Origin of the sequence: Nocardia otitidiscaviarum, from assembly GCF_007362295.1 — a bacterium.
In the GTDB taxonomy this organism is placed as follows: domain Bacteria; phylum Actinomycetota; class Actinomycetes; order Mycobacteriales; family Mycobacteriaceae; genus Nocardia; species Nocardia otitidiscaviarum.
Genome location: NZ_CP041695.1, coordinates 5,902,474 through 5,919,299 on the forward strand (window position 1 = coordinate 5,902,474; position 16,826 = coordinate 5,919,299).

The window sequence follows — 16,826 nt, forward strand, 5'->3', positions numbered from 1 at the left end:
CCGCCACCCCGCGCGGGGCAGCTCCCGGCATCATCCAGGTTGCCGCGGCAGTCTGTCGATAGCCGTTCGAGCCACGGATTCCGCTGTGGCGCAGATCTGTTCGTTCATGCCCGCACCACCGTGCACCCTTACGTTCACGACCTCGGAGTCCGCACCATCCTGTCGGAATACGTACTTGCGGTCGCATATCGCATCCACGGTCGAGGTCGGCGCGAGCAGCTGCCGCCCGTCCCCGAGCTCGATCACCGGAGCGTCATCCAGGTCAGTGCTGCGGCTGGTCGTGATCGCGACGGATTCCGAACCCTGCCATTCGCAGGAACGTGCCGAGGCCACGGACGGGATATCCGGAACCGGACCGATGAGCGGGAGCAGCGACGCCGGGTCGGCGAGGCCGCACGGATCGACCGATGCCAGCGAACCCGCGACGTCCGCCAGCCGCGGAACCTCCTCGACCGCTAGTACCCGCAGCAGGATGTGCTCGAGCAGGTCGCAGGATTCGGCGCCGCCACTCACGGTCAAACCCCATGTCGTGCTGTCGGAGACTCTGACCGAGCGTTCACAGCCGTACCCGTCGGAATCGCCCACGATCGGCTGGCCTGCCGCGAAGGAACCCGCGGGGACCTCGACGGCTGTCCTCTCCGAGCGGTGCACTATGTCCCCCGCACTGAAGATCAGCTGGCGGTCGCCCAGACGAACCGCCGAATGACAGCTCCATTGGGAGAAGGGGACCAATTGCCAGGCGGAAACCTCAGCGGGCACGTTCTGGGCGAGATCGACTGGAACCGACGCTCCCAACGCCTCTTTCAACCACGAGCAGGTATCCGCCTCGCGTACCTGGGGCAGCGTCAGTTCCCTGGCCGCCGGCTGCGGTGCGGTGTCACCTGACCGCACCCATGCCGCGGTGGCGGTGACCGCCATCGCGACGGCCAGTACCACCGCGACGGCGATCGCCGTCCCGACGCGTCCGCTCCGCCTACGCGTCGGGTGTGGCTGCTCGCGGCGGTCGCGCACCCGGCGGACGCCGGGCAGTACGGAGGTGGCATCGGGGTCGGCCGCCAACGCGGCCAATTCCGTACGCTGTCGCTCGATTTCGTGGTGGACCGGTTCCGGCCACGGCAGCTCGTGCTGTACCGGCTGGCCCAGGTAGTCCAGGATCTGTGCCGGTGTCGGACGTGCGGCCGGGTCCTTGCGCAGACAAGGTTCGATGAGGTCGCGAAGTTCCGACGGCAGCGCCTCCAGGTCGGGTTGAGTGTGGGCGATATTGAACAGCGTGTAGGCCAAGGAAGCGGCCTCGAAGGGGCTGGATCCGGTCGCCGCCGCCATTAGCACCGAACCGAGCGAGAACACGTCACTGGCGGATGTAAGACGTTGCGCCAGTGTCTGTTCCGGTGACATGTACGCGGGAGAACCGAGCACCGAACCGGTCTCGGTGAGTCCACCCGGATTCTCGCTCATGGACGCGATGCCGAAATCGATGACACGTGGACCGTCGTCGGCGAGCAATACGTTCGCGGGCTTGAGATCCCGATGAACGAGACCAGCCTGATGGATGGCATGCAATGCCGCCGCCAGTCCGACCGCCAGCCTGCGTACCGCCGACGGGGGCAGCGGCCCGTACTGGGACACGGCCTTGTCCAGGGGCATTCCGATGACGAATACCGAGGCCAGCCACGGTACGCCCGAATCGATGTCGAAGTCGATCACCGGCGCGGTGAAGGCGCCCGACACCCTGGTGGTGGCGGCGACCTCGCGGCGGAAGCGGGCGCGGTACTCCGCCTCGTCGAGCAGATGCGGATGTACCTGCTTGATCGCGACGAGCCGTCCGTCGGCGCCGACGCCGAGCAGCACCCGGCCCATGCCACCGGCGCCGAGTTCACCGAGGACCCGATACCGACCGACATGCTGAGGGTCATCGGCCTGGAGCGGCTGGATCTTCATGTCGTCAGCCGGGGAAGCACCGTGGAGAACATGCGCCCAGCCCGATCGCAGGTATCGGGAGCCGAATGCCAACTGCCGATGGTAATTTTCACTATCTCGGCCCTATCGTCGCGAGTGGGGCGAGCCAGATAGGTCAGCTCACATTTCGCGGTACCGTGCGCTGCCTGAATGTCATCGACATAGACCGTTTCACCGTCGGTCTGCCTCGGTTCGGTGCTGCGGCTGCCGCCGGCACGATCCGGCCGGGCGCCCTCGGTCAGCTCGAGCGACACGTAGTAGTCGTCGCCGGACCAGTAGCAATTGGTCGGAGCGCTGCGCTGCCGAACGGAGTTCCCGGTCAGCTCCGTGACCTTCGGCCGATCGACCAGATCGCAGGGATCGAGTGTCCGAATAGTCCCCGCGGGCAGGGCAAGTCGTGGCGGATTGACCGCCAGCCGGGTCACCACTGCCTGTATTCCGCGTTCGGCCGCCGGACATCCGTCGGCCCCGCTGCCGGACTCCCGCGCGGTGAATCTGACCGCGACACTCGGCCGTCCCTGCGAAATGACCCACCGGTCACACGATGCTCCCTGGTCGAGCAGACCGTAGATCGGCATCCAGCCGGCCACTGCTCCCGTGGGCCGCATTCGATTTCGGCTCGTCGCGATGCCGACGCCGATCGACACGTCGAAGGTTCGTTCGGTTCCGGCGGAGTCGGTGAACTCGGCGCTGCATTGCCCCGCGGAGTTGGTCGAGGAATCACCCGTGCGGGCTCCGAATTCATCCTGCAGCGAGCCCTCCAGCAGCGCGCAGGGGTCGATGGTTCGCCACTGCTCGCCGGTGAGCGTCACCGCGAGATCGCTGGCGGGCGCCGCGTGCCCCGGCTGCTCGGCCCACCGGTGTCCGGCATAGGCGGTGGCGGTGAACAACAGCAGCGCACCGAGCGCCGCACCGGCGAATCGAACGGTGCGCCGCCGCCGCTCCTTCAAACCGGCCAGCTGGGATTCGTATCGAGCATGTTTGGCGGTGGTTTCGACCCACCAGTCCGAGTCGGAACGGTGCTCCGAGATGGCGTCCTGGACCGCCCCGGACCACACGGGCTCGGCCGCGATCGAACCGGCGGCCTCCAACAACTGGTCCGGTGTCGGACGCTGCCCGGGATCCTTCGACAGACAACGCTCCACGATGGCGCGCAGCGGCTCGGGCACCCGAGATGTCTCGGGCGTGGTGTGTATGACGTTGTAGAGAACCTGAGGGGTCGCGGTTCCGGCGAAGGGTCCCGCGCCGGTGGCGGCCATGACCAGAATGGCTCCCACCGAGAAGACGTCCGCGGCGGGTGTCAACGGCTGTCCCTGTGCCTGTTCCGGTGACATGTACGCGGGCGAGCCGACGACGGATCCGGTCGCGGTGAGCTCCGCGTCGCCCTCCATCGCCCGGGCGATACCGAAGTCGATCACGCGTGGCCCGTCCGCGGCCAGGAGCACATTCGCGGGCTTGAGGTCCCGGTGCACCAGCCCCGCCCGGTGTATCTCGATCAACGCCGAGGCCAAACCCGCTGCCAGCAAACGCAATCCGCCCAGGGACATCGGGCCGGTTGCTTCGATCACCGTCTTCAGGGACGGACCGGGGATGTATTCGGTCGCCAGCCACGGCGTAGCCGATTCGGTGTCACTGTCCACCACGGCGGCGGTGTACGCACCGGTCACCTGCCGGCTCGCCGCCACCTCCCGACGAAACCGTTCCCGGAACTCGGCGTTCTTCGAGAGGTGACGGTGCACCTGCTTGACCGCCACCAGCCGCCCGGACACGGACTGGCCGAGGAGCACCCGGCCCATGCCGCCCTGGCCGATCACGGCCACGATTCGGTTTCGTCCGAGCTGGCGTGGGTCGTTGGAACCCAGACCCTTCATACGTCTTCCTCCGTGCCCCCGCGGTATCGAGGCCGTCTTGTGATGGCCCTCACTCGCCGTCTTTCAGCAGGGCGTATTGGGCGGCTGCCAACTGGCGGACATCGGACTCCCGATCGCTGAAAACCTCGGCTACGACATTTCGGTGCGGGATGACGCAGCGAAAGCGGCGCGCCTGTGCCTCCGTCGGATTCGGCGCGGTGGCCTGGAAACAGTTGATCTCGTCCGTACCCGAAACGCCGTCCATCCGTTCGTATTCCGAAACGGTCGGTGTCTCGGACAGGTAGCCCGCGAAGTTCACGGCGGCCCCGGGATCTGTCAGGGCGTACAGATACTTGTTGTCCGACACCGCGATCGACGTAACCCCCCGTTGCTCGAACTCGCGCACCAGGTCGGCGGGATCCTGACTGGAAAGCACGGCATAAGTGCGCAGACCGTAAACCGCGAAATCGCGCGCGTCCGGGAGATTGTCACCGGTGCCGACCAGTCGGGTCAGCAGTCCGTCGCGATCCATCGGCAGGGCATCGAGCCCGTCGGGTGCTACGGCCGCGTACCCTTCCAACCGCCGTGACTGTTCGCGATAGGTCTTGGTCAACAGAGCGGTGAGTTGGTCGAGTCGCGGTTCCTGAAGCTGGGCGATGACATGGACGACAACCGATCCGACCGCCATCCAACTGCCGACATTGGCGTATGAGGGAATCCAGTGCGTCAGTGCCGCGGGGTAGCCGGGCAGGGTTACCGGGGTATTGGAGGCGTTCAGTCCGAAATCGGCGGCGGCCATGGCTCCCGCGGCCGCGCCGGCCGACTGTTCGTCCGGAAACGCCATGAGGGTGACGCTCACCAGCGGCTGCTTCGAATGCTCGCCGAGATAGGGTGAGTCCGCCGCCTCCGCCGTGAAGCCCGCGTACGGGTTGAACGGCTGGGCCGCGACCACCTGGTGCGTCTGGATTCCCGACCACGCTCCACGCTCTCCGAGGGTCACCGCAGCGTAGCGCTGCACCGCGACTTCAGGGGCGATCTCACTGCCGAACACGATGTGCTCGCCCAATCGCAGTGACTCCACGAGCATTCCGCGCGCCCGGTCCGGACGGACGTCGAAATCGCCTTCGGGAGGTTGCGCGGAGTACGTTCCGAAATCCGTAGTCGAAACCGTTCCCGGCGGCGCATCCGCGGTGCCCCCGCATCCGGCGACAACGCCGGACAATGCGGCGATGACACCAACCGCCGCAGCACGGTGAATCCGGAATCGCACGATCCCCCCATTTCGATCCGCTACCTTCGCGGACGCTGTCCAGACGTACTTTCGAGTTGCGCGGTCAGCCGCTTGCCGACACCGAATCGTGACTGACCAGGGCGTCCTGTTTGCTCAGGGTGGGTCCGGGCACGAGTTGGCCGATGATGGCCCAGGGTGCGAGATTCGGAGTATTGCCGAGGCCGAGTACGGACGCGGTATCGAGATCGGGCACACCGTAACGAATCCCGTTGTCCGCGACATAGAAGAGGCTGTCCCGCCGCTGGCTGCCCGGCTCGACTCCGGTGACCCGCACGAATTCCCCTGTGGTCGGCGGGATATAGACACTGTCGATGCGATCACCGGTGCCATCGGACGTCGCCAGGGCCACCGGCTTCGCCGAATCCGAGAGCGGCAGCCGCGTCCCCGAAAGCAGCGTGACCGTCGCGCGGTCGGCAGGGCCTTCGGTCGCATCGGCTTGCAGCAGCCCGGCGCCACCTGACTTCGACCACGTGATGCAGGCGACCGGATGGTCCTCGGCCGCGATCACGGTCGGAGTGTCCTCGGGGAAGTCGTCGACCGGGAGTGTGTGCACCGTATTGATTCCGCTGAGCATGTCCGGCGGTATCGACGGGATATCGCTCATCCCGCGAGAATCGGTATTCCGGATCACCTGGGCGGTGAACTCGGAAACGCGCTGCACACCGTCCTGAAGCACGACGTACAGGTCGGATGCGTCGGCATCGCTGAGTCCGGTCACCCGGATGACGCCACCGATCGGAATATCGGCGAGCCGTCCGGGTCCGGGCTCACCGCCGCGCTCGATCACCGGCGGCGTCAAGGGCGGAACCTCGGTCGCCGCCCCGAGCAGGCCCGCGGTAATCGGCCGCGGCTGTTGATCGGCCAACCGCAGCGAACGCTGCATGACCGCATTCGCCGTATCGATTTCCGCGCGTTTGCCGTCGTAGATCAGATAGCTCTTGTCGCCCGCCCGCACCAGCAGCGCACCATTGTCGGCGACATTGTTCATCCGGTCGCTCAGCTCCAGTTTCCCGGCGATCGCGGTGGTCGTCGCACCCTGGGAAGCGGCAGCGCCACCGGACGCGGACAGCTGAACCGTATCGCACAGCGTCCACTGCGACCGGTCACCTTGACCGGAACCAGGCAGCGCCGCGGGCGCGCCGGGTATCCCGAGCAGCGGCCCACGGGGCAGCGAATTGAGCTTGTTGTCCTTGACCGACGTGGGAGACTCGTTGCTTCCCATAATCAGCCGCGCCGAAGCCAGATTCAGCACCGGATGCAAAGTCTTGGCATCCTCGTCGTTCTCATCCGGCACGACAACGTACAGCGCGCCACTTTCCTTGCCCATCACGATATTCGCGTCCCCGATCGACCCCTGGGGACGAATGAACGACATGATCACCGCACCGGCGACAACCAACAATGCCAGCACCGCACCGACCACCAGGGAACGGAACTGCGCCCGCATCGGATCATGCAACATCCGCACGTCGCGGCGGATCAGGGCATGATCGAGCCGACGAAGAAGAAATCGGTACCCGTTGACTTGGGCACGGGTGGTCAACTGTGCTGGCACGAATCCTCCATCAGGCCAACGAGCAGGGCGGCCAGGTCCTCGGGGCAACGATAGTAGGCCCGCGGCGGGACACAGTGACATGGCACCCCTCCGAAGAGGGGTGCCATGTGTGAGCGCTCAACTCGATTCAGATCGCGCCGAAGCCGTCCGCGATCCTCGCGTCGGCACCGAAGGCATTGCCCATCGCGGTTTCGAGCGCGACCGCGATCTTGTTCAGGACACTCAGGGTGTCACCGAACTCGGCGTCCCACGCGTTCTTCACCGGCTCATAACCGGACGTGTACGCCGCATTGATATTGCCCTTGTCGTCCGACCATGCCAACCGCAGCTTCTCGGACGCGGCCTGCATGTCGTCGACACCAGCCTGCGACAGCTGACCGTAAAGCCGGTGCAGCTCGTTGTACATGTTGGTGATAGTCGCTTTGTCGTATACGGTGATATCCGACATTTTCGCTCCTTCTGCTTACTTATGTGGTTGCGGAGAACTCGGTTCTCACGCCAAATTCGTCAGACCGCCGGTAACAGCTGCAAAACCTTCTTCGTTTTCCAGCTCCATGTTGTTGTACTGGGTCTGGCCTTCACCAACCTGCGCCTCGAGCTTCATCAGCACGCCCTTCAGACGAAGGCCTTCCTGATCCCATTCATTCGCGGCCTTCTCGTACGCAGCGGCTGCCGCGCCCTTGAACCCGGTCCTGCCCTCCTGCACCAGGTCCTGCACGGCGGCGAGAATCGTCTGGATCCGGTCGACAACCGTAGCAACCTCGTCCTTCGCGTTCTGGACTGCTACCGCATCTGTTGCAACCATCGTATGTACCTCAATCTCTGTGTATTCCGAGGAACGCCAGGTGATGTGGCACCACATCACCCATCTCTGCATGGGTCAACTGTCTGTTCACATCTGGATTACGACAGCCACCTCCCCCCAGGCAGCCAGTCGAACAGACCCGAAATCGCTTGCGCGATCCGGTGATCGGTGCCTGGTGTCAGCGTGGACCAGATCTGCTGGTCCGGGGCGACCCCGGGGGCGGACACGATGCGGCCACGCGCGGTGTCGTACACCACGGCCGCTCCCGGTGATCGGTCTGTCACGCCGTCGGCGTGGGCGTAGGCCACCACCTCGGCGTAAGCCTTACAGGACGCGAGTGCGAGACCGTAAGCGGTGGCCTCGGTCTCCTCCAGGCCGTAACTGTAGACAGCACCCGCGTAGTCCTCCGATGTCGTTGCGGCATCGAAGCGTTCGTGAAGTTCGGCGGAGGGCGCGCTGAGGTTGACCACGTCCGCGGGCGGACATCCACCGAGTGCGTCGATGATCGGGCGCGCCAGTGACTCGGCAGAGCCGTCGGACCACAGCGTCCGGAGTGAGAGGCTGTCGCCGCGTCGCACGGCGACCGCCTGGCTCGCACCGCGGCGAGCCACGCACACTCGTGTCTGCCCGTCTTCGGAGAAAACCCGCACGGCCAACTCCCGTTCGGGTTGGGCGAGGACGAACATGGCTTCTGCCGTGTCGGGTTCGACATCGCCGCGACCGTCGATCACCCGGCCGGAGATCAGTTCGGCCCGGGCCCGCTCCTGAGCGAGAGCCCAGTCACGATGTGATTCCTGTTGCGGCCCAACCGAAAGCACGAGCGGCAGGGTTTGCACGCCGAGGTGCCCGGCGAGCGCGATCACGCCGTCATTGGTGAGAGTCGTCATGATGACGCCTCCTCACTTCTGCCCGACTCGGTGGGCTTGGCGCTCTCCGCTCCCGCGCTGCCCGCGTTGAACGCGATATCCGGAACCGCCCGCTGCGCATTCGGATCCAGGCCGCCGAGCACCGCCGGGGCGACCTGTACCCCGGCGTTCAGGCCGAGTTCGGTGTCGCCGGTCGGCATACCCGCCAGATCCGAACGTGTGGTGTGTTCCTCTTCGGACTGCCCGGCACCCGCCGCCATCGCGGCCGGAGCCAGCGGCATGGCCGTGCTGTGCTGGATCGTCGAGACCGGCTGTACCTGCGTCCGCTCGGACTGTGTGACCGTGACCGGGGTGGTGGTTCGACCGCGGTAATCGGTCTTCACGGGTGCGATGCTGATCGGAGCGATGGGATATCCCGGGACAGCGCCGGGCGACTGCGCGGTCGACTGGCTCGGGTCCGTCGCTCCGGGTTCCGTACCGCTCGCGGCCACCTCGGGCACAACGACAGGCGGGGCCTCGTGTTCCCACGGGGTCGCCAACGTCTCGGTCGCGGCCTCGTAGGTGCGCATGACCCGCGCCGCAACGGCTTTCGCGGCGTCGGCGTCGCCTTCGACCTGTGAGATCTTTGCGAGCATCGGCGCTCCGAGCGCGGTGCCGACCTGTTCCATCAGCTTCTGCAGGTCGCGCAGCGCTTCCGTCTCCTGCGCGTCGGGCATGGCCAGGCGCGCGATCTCGTAAGCGACAGCATGTGATTCGGCCTGCGTGGCATTGCCGGCGGCGGCCGCCGCCGAGGATGTCAGCCAGTCTCGCAACATGCGGAACCGCTCGATGGCCGGTCCGCTGTTACTGGATTCCCACGCCGTGCCGAGCGTCGTGAGGATCCGGTCGTACTCGACGGCCGCCGCCGCGAAGCTCGCGCCCAACCGCGCCCACGCGAGACCGGCCTCGGCCGCGGGCACCGCGCCCGCACCCGTCACCAGGTCTCGGGCCAGCTGCTCCGGCGGCCTGGCTTCCCAAACCGTCCCGGTGAAGCCGGGGTTCTGTGGTTCCAGCATCGGCGGCGGTTCCGATCAGACCGCGAAGCCGAGCGCGCTCTGGCTCTCGACCTGTCCGAAGTTGGTGGTCTGCGCGCGCAGGGCGGTGGCGAGCCGGCGCAGCTCGCTCACGCCGTTGTCGGCGCTCTGCTGGAACGACGCGGCGACCGCGTTGAGGGTCTGCGTCGCACGCACCGAGACCTCGTCGGAACCGGCGGAAACCAGGGTGAGCTTGGGCTGTTCGTCCCGCACACCCCCGGCGAGGCGGTCCGCCAGAGCGTCGAGCTGGGCGGCGGCGAGCAGAGCTGATTCGGGATCGAAACGAAGGCCGGCGAATTCGGTGGTAGCCATGGTGGTTTCTCCTGTTGCCTTTGGCGTTTCAGAGGGTTAGCGCTTTGTCCGGCGGCTCTTCGATCGGGGCCACGCCACCGATCACGGGAGTGGATACACCTTCGACGACGCCGACCACTTCGTCGCCGTTCACGCCGGTGACGAGGTTGGAGCGGTCGTTCGAAGCGGTCTCGTCGGCGGCCCCGGCACGATTCGCCGCACCCGCGCCGCCACCCATGCCGGACATCATCGGCGAGGTCGACATGCGGCCGGTCTGTGTCGTGGTGCCCGTGGAGGTGCGGGCCGGAGCACCGGATCCGGTCGGCTCCCCGAACGATGTCCTGGTCAACGGGGTATTGCTGGGCGATGTCGGGCTCATGGGCACGCCGCCGCCACCGATGATGGAACCGCCGGGAGTCGAATCGTCGCCGTCGATCTTGCCGGTCGGGTCGTCGCCCAGCCCATCCGTGGTGGGACTGTCGGTGGTCTTGGACGGGTTGGTCGGTGTGGTCGTCGGTGTCAGACCGCTGAGCAGCTGCTGACCGGTATCGGTCGCCTTGCTGATCACCTGCGCACCGCTGCTGACCACCTCGCCGCCCTTCTCGGCGACCTTGGTCGCGAGCTGGGCGGCGGGCTGCGCCAGCGGCTGCACCGACTGCGCGACCATATTCGCCAGCTGCACCGCATCGGCGACGGTGGGCGCTCCGGTGACCGGAATCTTCATTCCCGCACCGACGATCTGGGCGGTCTTGACACTCAGCTCGCCACGGGTCTTGGCGGCGATGATGGTCGCCTCGCCGACGACCTGGGACGCCAGGCCGAGCAGCACCGGGAAACCCGGCGGCGTCACGAAGAACGGCGCACCGGCGATCACCTCGGCGACGAATTTCGCGATGACACCGCTGAGCTCCGCGTATCCCTGGGCGACGACCCGTTCGGCATCGAGCAGAATGGCCTTCTGCTGAAAACCCTGCGCCTGCACCCGCCCCGTGTCGTCGACGACGCTCAGGCTCTTCTGCTTGGCCTTGACCGCCGCCTCGCTCTGCCACCCGGCCGAGACCTGGTTCAGCGCCTGCATGGTCGTATCGTTCGCGCTGCCCAGCGCATTCGTGACCAGCGAGAACAGATCGGTGGGATCGAATCCGCCGCCGCCCAGACTGCCGCTGCCGAAGCCCGACAGCAGCTCCACCACGGGCTGGATCAGCACCGTCGGATCAATGGACGGCAGGGTGATCTCCGGCATGGCTGGCAACTGCGGAAGCTGCGGCAGCTGGGGAATACCCAGATCGCGCAGCACATCGGCGACCGGACGATCCAGCATCGAACCCACGGGGCTGGTACGCAGTACGTCCAGCACCGTCGGGTTCAGCGTGGCGTCACTCACAGCGAGTTGACTGCGAAGCTGATCGCCGACGCGAGTTCGGTGCTCTCGTACAGCGCGACGCCCGAGTACGCGGCGGCCGCGGTCTGTCCGTGCACGGCGGCGATCTCGGCCGTCGACAGCAGATAGTTGGCCTGCGCCTGCGCGAAGGCGATGAGGAAGTCCTGACCGATCAGCCCGAACACCGGTACCGCCGATGCCAGTGCCGCCGCCGAATCGGCCGCGGCAGCACCGGCGACCTGCGCCGCCGTCGCGGCCTCGGTGCTACCGAAAGCTGTGATCTCCGCGAACTCGGCCTTCACCAGGTCGCCCATTGTGTTCCCTCCCTGACGATCGATCTTGGGTGAAGAGTACTGGCACGAAAATGGTTGCGCCAGTTGGTTAACAATTTCAAAAGGTCCGCTTAACCTGGCGGCTAACCAGCGAACTCCTCGTTGAAGCGAGTCATAAGCTCTGCCCGCTTCGTGAACGCGTTCCGCGCCGCCGCATTCGCCGTGTCCACGACGGCTCGCTCGAACTCGTCAGGCGACATCCGCGCAATCTCGCTGGAGAAGTTCAAATCCCGCAACGCCCCATTGCCGTCGACCTCGACGGTCACCGCACCGTCCTCGGACGTCTCTCGCCCGCGCACGGCGGCAAGCTCGTCCCCGAACTCCTGGAACCGATACATCTGCTGACGAACGCGCGTCTCCAGCTCATCCCACGACCCGACCACGTACCCCTCCCCTACACGGTCCCGAGCCAGCTCTGCGGCTCGGTCTCGTACTCCTGCTCCTCGACCAGTTCCAGACGTGCGACGTCGGCCTCGGTGGGGAGTCCGGAACGCTGCAGCGTCTCCGCGCTCACGCCAGCCTCCTCCAGCTGCTTGCGCCGCTCGGCGCCCGCGCGAGCCGCGCTGCGCTGACACAGCCGCAAGACCTCGGCCGCGAGCTGTGATGGATCACGATGCAATTCGGAAGGATTGACACGAATGGCCACGGGCAGGCCCTGCTCAGTGGTTCGCACCTTGATCGAGCCGCTGAACGTGGCCGCGGAGAACGTAGGAATCCCCTGTTCACCGGGTCCAGTACTCACCGCCCCCGTATCCGCCATGCTGAACTCCCTCCCATATGACCATTGGTAGAGATATCACATCACCGGTGGCCCGCGCCAGCGGCGGACCTCCGACTGTGCGGAACCACATCAGCCGATCCGGCGATCCGAGATTTCCACACAAAGAGTATTCGTCAACACCGCTCATCCCTGATCGTTCGGACGATATCCGCTATGCGAGTGTTGATGATCGCCTTCAATCTGGCTGCGTCAGTCGACATTGCCGTCCACGGCGCCGAGTGTCCGACGGCATAGCGGCCGTCGTCCGACAGATCCCGAAACTCGATACGGTGCGCACTGATGCCACGAGGACCGAATTTCGATTCACCCTGGATGATCTCGATAATGCCGATCCGATCGTGGCGAGCGCGAAGAAATGCGCGGACGTGCTCCTCGGCGTCATCACCCGGTGCCGCTACCGGCGATATTCCGAAGGAGTGGTCGTGGTTCTCGACTGCCGCCGACAGTGGAATATCGCCCCGTCCGCCAGGATTCACCTCGGGCAATGCGGCGACCACGGCGTCCGCCAGCACCAGGGCATGACACTCGATGATCGTGAACCCACCGCTGTGCCTCGGGGTCTCGCCGGGCAGTTGCGCGACGAGACAACCACGGTCGCCTCGACGTCCGGCCAAGAGCCGGATCCAGCCGCCCGCTCGCTCCGGATCCTGCGCGTCCCAACTGTGTACCGCCACCCGAATATCGGGGTGCGCCAATGACTCGAACGCACGGACCAGCGCAACGTCCACCCCGTCTCGCATCCGGAGCGATGTCTCGTATTTCTCGCGTTGAAAGTCGTCATACAGTGGCGTACGGCTGGTGAAAGTGAAGGGGTGTGGGAGGAAATCTCCGGTCAATTTCTCCCACAGCACAACGAATTCCAGATCCCCGAAGTGCCAACTGCGGTTCACGTGTCGGCGACCGGCTTCACTGCGGTCGGGAGCTCACCGAGTGCTTCGGCGAGATGTGAGCGGTCTTCGAGGAAACTCGCTCGTTTGTATTCCTTCTCCTGGCTTTGCCCCGCACCAGCGGCACCGGCGGCGCCCATCGGCATCATGCCGGGTGCGGCGTAGGGCGAATTCGATGATGGTGTGCCCGTAGTTCTTGCCGTCGAGACTTCTTCCGCGATATTCGCTCGGGGATAGAGGTTCGAGGTGGGAGTGTCCGAGAGAGTGGTTTGCGGGGTGGCCGATGGGCCGCCACCGCTACCGGTGGGCACGGTGGATTCCGGTGTGCCGTTCGCGCGATCGTCCTGGGCGAGTTGCGGTTCCTCGAGTTGGTCTTCCTCGTCGGACCGGTCGTCGAGTTGCTGAATCTGTTCCTGCACGGACTGGATCGCCTGTTGCACTGTTTGCGCCACCTGCTGTGCTACCTGCCCAGCCATTTGCAGGGCTCCCTGTGCCAGTTGCGTCAACTGCTGGGCGGGGTCTTCGGTCGACGGAGCCGGTGTATCGGTAGCCGGGCTGGGCTCGGGGGCCTGGTCCTGCGGCTGCTGTGGGTCGACCTCGGTCGTCGGCGCGGTGGGAGTCTCCTGTGCGGGACTGCCGCCGTCGGTGACTGGAGACGTGTCGGCTCCGGTCGGGCTCTGCGGCACCGTGGCGGGGTTCACGGGGTTGGTCGGCGGATGTAGTTTCGGGGTCGCCGAGTTGTAGTCCGCGATTCCCGCCACGTATGTCCGGCGGTAATTCTCGCGAAACTCGTTGGTGCGATCCGGGACGGCTTCGGCGGGGACAGCCAGTCCCTGCTGACCGGAGGACGTCCGATAGGCGGGATTGTGTTCCTCCGTCGGCATGCTGTTCTTACAGGCTTGCAGCCAACCGGAGGTGTGGCCGAGCCCCTCGCCGATCGTCTTGATACTCGCGACGAACGCGACGAGATTGTCGGCGTACGAACTGGCCGCCGATCTCGCGGTGTCCCCGGAACCGCCCGCCCATTTGTCGTTCGAACCGACAATCTTGGTGCGGAGTTCCGGCACCGCACCGCTCAACTCGGTGGCGATGAATCCCCAGACCGACCCGATATAGGCGACAGCCGGGGCGTCGATGCTCTCGCGCAGTTGGTAGAGGTCCTCCCAGGACTTCGACTCGGGGTTCTCGGCGCTGATCGCATTCGCGCCGGACGGTGACGTCGCGGCCGGTTCCTTGGGCTCGAAAGCGGGGACCTCGCCCCCGCCACCCAGTGCCGGGTGCGGCGTGGTGAAGCTGCCGCCGAGTGGGCGCTGAATGCTCTCGAATGCCCTGACGGATTCGTCCTCCGCGCCGGCGAAAGCCTTACCCGCCGCCTTGTAGGTTGCGACCAGGTCATCGAGCGTCGTGATATGAGTCTCGAAGTAGGCAGCGAGGTCGGCACCGGCACTGGAGTACGCCTGTGCGAGATGGGTTCCGGACTCGAAGAGTTCGGGCGGACCCGCGAATGCCGCCAGCGTACTCACCTGGTCGGCGAAAGTTCGCAGCGCGAGCAGCTGACCGAGCACGCCATTGCAGGCATTGACCATATCCGCGACGACACTCGCGTCGAAGAGAAGCTGACCCCCGCCGTTTTCGGCCTGCGACTTCAGACCGCCGAACCGAGTTCCACCATCAGTCATTGATTCCGTTCCCCATCACCCGCGAACGCCCCCGGTGTGTCGCCATGGGTCCGACCGTATCACGGTGTATTCCGGTCGGCTCGCCGTCGATACTGCACCTACCGCTCCCCCGTCACCTCACGGATCAGAGCGGAAACATGCTCTTCGGACGCACGGAACTGCCGGACCACGCGGATGGGAATGATGCCGTCCTCGGGTAACGCACGACGCAACAGATCACCCCTCCGTTTCATCGCGGCGTTGAGGATATGCGAGGCGTCAGCCAGTGCTTCCGCACTCGTCGCGTCTGTGCTCGCCGATGGCCGCTCTCGGTGCGCGGACTCGGCGGCTTTCAGCGCGGCGCGCGCCTTGTCGACGGCTGTGACAGCCGCCTCGATCTCGTCGGCGGGAATCGGGCAGCGCCACTCCGGCATCGGCGTGACCAACGGGTCGAGGGCCTCGCGGGCACGCTGCTTGGGACGGCACCAAGCGGTGACGCAGTCGCCGTGGATGCGTTCGAGGAGCCTGGCGACCGCCGCGCTGTTGCGTGTGTTCGCGGGCAGGGGGCCGGGATCGACGCGGCACTCGTAGATGGGGTAGAGCGTTTCGGCCACCTGGTGTGTACGGCTCTCCACATGCTCGAACTTCGCGGTGTTCATCGCGATGCGCCCGCTTCCTCGTGCTGCACTCGGGAGATGATCGCCGCGGCGGTCCACTTCTCCACCTCTGGATCCCTTGGCCGGTGCCGCCTGACCATCGACACCAGCGTTACGTGCACGACCGCCAGACCGCTGTAGACCATGAGCAGAACCTGCAACGAGTCGAGAACCATGGCCACTCCTTGAAGCGTCGAGAAGAGTTGTGTGAGTAGGGATCCAGCACAACAGCTCACAACGGCACGGAGAATGCCGAACAGAGAATTTCTGGAGATCGGCGTGTCATCCCAGGTGGATTGCCAGACTGAGAACAAGCACTTCTCAGTTCGGCAATCGCAATGGGAGTTTCGATGGTCACCGAGAAGCCCACACCGTCACTGCCGCATCGGCAGATGGGTCGGTACCTGCGCAGAGCACGCGAGGCACAGGATCTCAGTCAGGGACAGGTCGCGGCGATGGCTGATTGGAGCGTCAGCACCCAGTCCAGGTTGGAACGGGGCGAAGTCGGCCGTCTACGGCAGCGCGATATCGAACTCGTGTGCCGGAGTCTGGGTTTGACCGACGACGAGACCGCAGCCATGGCTGGGATGTTCAAGCAGGGTGCGGAGAAGACCTGGTGGCACGGCTTCGGAGATCTCATCCCGGAGAGCTTCAACGTGTACATCGAACTGGAGAACGAAGCTCGCACCCTCGAGATATACCGACCCGACCTGGTGCCCGGGCTGCTGCAAAACGCCGGGTACGCGCGTGTTCTCGATCGGATCTATTTCCCATACGCGACCGAAGAAGAGCAAGCCCGGCGTATCGAACTGAGGATGAAACGTCAGCGGATCATCACCCGAAGGGCGTCACCGGTAGTAGTCGATGCTGTGCTTCATGAAGCAGTCGTGCATTCTCAGGTCGGCGACAGGGTGACCATGGCCGCTCAGATGCGCCACCTGGCGGAGTTGAGCACTTCACCGAACGTCTCCATTCGTGTCCTTCCGTTCAGTTCGGGCTTCCCGGTCGGCGGCCCCGTCGGACCTTTCGTCATCCTGAGCTACGGCGCTGACGGCGGTTCCACGGCGGCCGACCCGACCGTCGTCTACGTGGAGGGGTTCACCGGCGACCTGTACCTTGAGGGCAGGTCGCAGGTCCAGAAGTACAGCGCGGCCTGGGCGACTATCCACCGTGCCGCTCTGGACGTCGTCGCTAGTCGAACCTTGCTCCGGCAACGGTTGAAGGAGTTCATGACGTGAACAATGATCTAGCTCAGGCTGTTTGGCACAAGAGCACGCGCAGCTCCATGGGCAAGGAATGCGTAGAAGTCGCGTTTCTCGCGAGTGAGCAAGTTGCCGTCCGTGATTCGAAGCACCCCTCTGGACCCGCGCTGCGGTTCAGCGGCGCAGCGTGGGCCGCGTTCACTGCCGCGCTGGCGGGCAGCGAATTCGACTTGCCGTAGGAG

The 16,826-nt window shown here is 65.6% G+C and carries 19 protein-coding genes; 2 read left to right on the forward strand and 17 right to left on the reverse strand.

The genetic code is table 11. From position 1 onward, the window contains the following. Window positions 1-30 precede the first annotated feature (30 nt). From FOH10_RS26560 to FOH10_RS35005, 17 genes are all read right to left on the reverse strand, one after another. A complete protein-coding gene (locus FOH10_RS26560; RefSeq protein WP_143982757.1) occupies window positions 31-1,938 on the reverse strand; it encodes a serine/threonine-protein kinase in 1,908 nt (635 codons plus the stop codon). Continuing rightward, window positions 1,935-3,827, reverse strand: a complete 1,893-nt coding sequence (locus FOH10_RS26565; RefSeq protein WP_143982758.1) for a serine/threonine-protein kinase — start codon at window positions 3,825-3,827, stop codon at window positions 1,935-1,937. Before FOH10_RS26565 ends, FOH10_RS26560 begins: the two co-directional genes overlap by 4 nt. 49 nt (window positions 3,828-3,876) lie before the next feature. Then, window positions 3,877-4,887 (reverse strand): DUF7373 family lipoprotein, encoded by a 1,011-nt coding sequence (locus FOH10_RS26570; protein ID WP_143982759.1) that lies wholly within the window; start codon window positions 4,885-4,887, stop codon window positions 3,877-3,879. 253 nt (window positions 4,888-5,140) lie between these two features. Then, the gene (eccB, locus tag FOH10_RS26575) at window positions 5,141-6,652 is read right to left on the reverse strand and encodes a type VII secretion protein EccB (protein ID WP_143982760.1); all 1,512 of its coding nucleotides are present in this window, start codon (window positions 6,650-6,652) and stop codon (window positions 5,141-5,143) included. Window positions 6,653-6,779: 127 nt separating this feature from the next. Then, on the reverse strand, window positions 6,780-7,100 hold the full coding sequence (locus FOH10_RS26580; protein ID WP_143982761.1) for a hypothetical protein: 321 nt from the start codon (window positions 7,098-7,100) through the stop codon (window positions 6,780-6,782). Between the two features lie 45 nt (window positions 7,101-7,145). Then, window positions 7,146-7,529 (reverse strand): WXG100 family type VII secretion target, encoded by a 384-nt coding sequence (locus FOH10_RS26585; RefSeq protein ID WP_039809909.1) that lies wholly within the window; start codon window positions 7,527-7,529, stop codon window positions 7,146-7,148. 26 nt (window positions 7,530-7,555) lie between these two features. Continuing rightward, window positions 7,556-8,344, reverse strand: a complete 789-nt coding sequence (locus tag FOH10_RS26590) for an ESX secretion-associated protein EspG (RefSeq protein WP_143982762.1) — start codon at window positions 8,342-8,344, stop codon at window positions 7,556-7,558. Next, window positions 8,341-9,378, reverse strand: a complete 1,038-nt coding sequence (locus tag FOH10_RS26595; protein WP_143982763.1) for a PPE domain-containing protein — start codon at window positions 9,376-9,378, stop codon at window positions 8,341-8,343. Before FOH10_RS26595 ends, FOH10_RS26590 begins: the two co-directional genes overlap by 4 nt. 15 nt (window positions 9,379-9,393) lie before the next feature. Continuing rightward, window positions 9,394-9,708: a PE family protein gene (locus FOH10_RS26600; protein WP_029923697.1), complete on the reverse strand. Its 315-nt coding sequence runs from the start codon at window positions 9,706-9,708 to the stop codon at window positions 9,394-9,396. A 28-nt stretch (window positions 9,709-9,736) separates the two neighbouring features. Beyond that, window positions 9,737-11,071 (reverse strand): hypothetical protein, encoded by a 1,335-nt coding sequence (locus FOH10_RS26605; RefSeq protein WP_143982764.1) that lies wholly within the window; start codon window positions 11,069-11,071, stop codon window positions 9,737-9,739. Beyond that, window positions 11,068-11,382 carry a hypothetical protein gene (locus FOH10_RS26610; protein ID WP_029923695.1) on the reverse strand — a complete coding sequence of 105 codons (315 nt, stop codon included), beginning with the start codon at window positions 11,380-11,382 and terminating at the stop codon, window positions 11,068-11,070. Before FOH10_RS26610 ends, FOH10_RS26605 begins: the two co-directional genes overlap by 4 nt. Before the next feature lie 101 nt (window positions 11,383-11,483). Next, window positions 11,484-11,783 (reverse strand): YbaB/EbfC family nucleoid-associated protein, encoded by a 300-nt coding sequence (locus tag FOH10_RS26615; protein ID WP_029923694.1) that lies wholly within the window; start codon window positions 11,781-11,783, stop codon window positions 11,484-11,486. 11 nt (window positions 11,784-11,794) lie between these two features. Then, a complete protein-coding gene (locus FOH10_RS26620; protein WP_143982765.1) occupies window positions 11,795-12,160 on the reverse strand; it encodes a hypothetical protein in 366 nt (121 codons plus the stop codon). A 134-nt stretch (window positions 12,161-12,294) separates the two neighbouring features. Then, window positions 12,295-13,032 carry an ESX secretion-associated protein EspG gene (locus FOH10_RS26625; RefSeq protein ID WP_221937882.1) on the reverse strand — a complete coding sequence of 246 codons (738 nt, stop codon included), beginning with the start codon at window positions 13,030-13,032 and terminating at the stop codon, window positions 12,295-12,297. A gap of 35 nt (window positions 13,033-13,067) precedes the next feature. Then, window positions 13,068-14,747: a hypothetical protein gene (locus FOH10_RS26630; RefSeq protein WP_143982767.1), complete on the reverse strand. Its 1,680-nt coding sequence runs from the start codon at window positions 14,745-14,747 to the stop codon at window positions 13,068-13,070. Window positions 14,748-14,845: 98 nt separating this feature from the next. Further along, a complete protein-coding gene (locus FOH10_RS26635; RefSeq protein WP_143982768.1) occupies window positions 14,846-15,385 on the reverse strand; it encodes a hypothetical protein in 540 nt (179 codons plus the stop codon). Continuing rightward, window positions 15,382-15,558 carry a hypothetical protein gene (locus FOH10_RS35005; protein WP_186000596.1) on the reverse strand — a complete coding sequence of 59 codons (177 nt, stop codon included), beginning with the start codon at window positions 15,556-15,558 and terminating at the stop codon, window positions 15,382-15,384. Before FOH10_RS35005 ends, FOH10_RS26635 begins: the two co-directional genes overlap by 4 nt. A 174-nt stretch (window positions 15,559-15,732) precedes the next feature. Between FOH10_RS35005 and FOH10_RS26640 the strand changes: the two genes are divergently transcribed. Both FOH10_RS26640 and FOH10_RS26645 read left to right on the forward strand, forming a co-directional pair. Further along, window positions 15,733-16,620: a helix-turn-helix domain-containing protein gene (locus FOH10_RS26640; RefSeq protein WP_186000597.1), complete on the forward strand. Its 888-nt coding sequence runs from the start codon at window positions 15,733-15,735 to the stop codon at window positions 16,618-16,620. After that, entirely contained in the window at window positions 16,617-16,823 is a 207-nt protein-coding gene (locus tag FOH10_RS26645; protein ID WP_143982770.1) for a DUF397 domain-containing protein, read from the forward strand. The genes FOH10_RS26640 and FOH10_RS26645 overlap by 4 nt, the downstream gene beginning before the upstream one ends. The last annotated feature ends 3 nt before the right edge of the window (window positions 16,824-16,826 follow it).

What these genes read in the sequence shown, in the direction of transcription:
- FOH10_RS26580 (WP_143982761.1), bottom strand. Translation starts at nt 7,100, where the DNA reads ATGTCGGATATCACCGTATACGACAAAGCGACTATCACCAACATGTAC.
- FOH10_RS26585 (WP_039809909.1), bottom strand. Translation starts at nt 7,529, where the DNA reads ATGCAGAGATGGGTGATGTGGTGCCACATCACCTGGCGTTCCTCGGAA.
- FOH10_RS26640 (WP_186000597.1), top strand. Translation starts at nt 15,733, where the DNA reads ATGGTCACCGAGAAGCCCACACCGTCACTGCCGCATCGGCAGATGGGT.
- FOH10_RS26600 (WP_029923697.1), bottom strand. Translation starts at nt 9,708, where the DNA reads ATGGCTACCACCGAATTCGCCGGCCTTCGTTTCGATCCCGAATCAGCT.
- FOH10_RS26610 (WP_029923695.1), bottom strand. Translation starts at nt 11,382, where the DNA reads ATGGGCGACCTGGTGAAGGCCGAGTTCGCGGAGATCACAGCTTTCGGT.
- FOH10_RS26595 (WP_143982763.1), bottom strand. Translation starts at nt 9,378, where the DNA reads ATGCTGGAACCACAGAACCCCGGCTTCACCGGGACGGTTTGGGAAGCC.
- FOH10_RS26560 (WP_143982757.1), bottom strand. Translation starts at nt 1,938, where the DNA reads ATGAAGATCCAGCCGCTCCAGGCCGATGACCCTCAGCATGTCGGTCGG.
- FOH10_RS26630 (WP_143982767.1), bottom strand. Translation starts at nt 14,747, where the DNA reads ATGACTGATGGTGGAACTCGGTTCGGCGGTCTGAAGTCGCAGGCCGAA.
- FOH10_RS35005 (WP_186000596.1), bottom strand. Translation starts at nt 15,558, where the DNA reads ATGGTTCTCGACTCGTTGCAGGTTCTGCTCATGGTCTACAGCGGTCTG.
- FOH10_RS26635 (WP_143982768.1), bottom strand. Translation starts at nt 15,385, where the DNA reads ATGAACACCGCGAAGTTCGAGCATGTGGAGAGCCGTACACACCAGGTG.
- FOH10_RS26620 (WP_143982765.1), bottom strand. Translation starts at nt 12,160, where the DNA reads ATGGCGGATACGGGGGCGGTGAGTACTGGACCCGGTGAACAGGGGATT.
- FOH10_RS26565 (WP_143982758.1), bottom strand. Translation starts at nt 3,827, where the DNA reads ATGAAGGGTCTGGGTTCCAACGACCCACGCCAGCTCGGACGAAACCGA.
- FOH10_RS26590 (WP_143982762.1), bottom strand. Translation starts at nt 8,344, where the DNA reads ATGACGACTCTCACCAATGACGGCGTGATCGCGCTCGCCGGGCACCTC.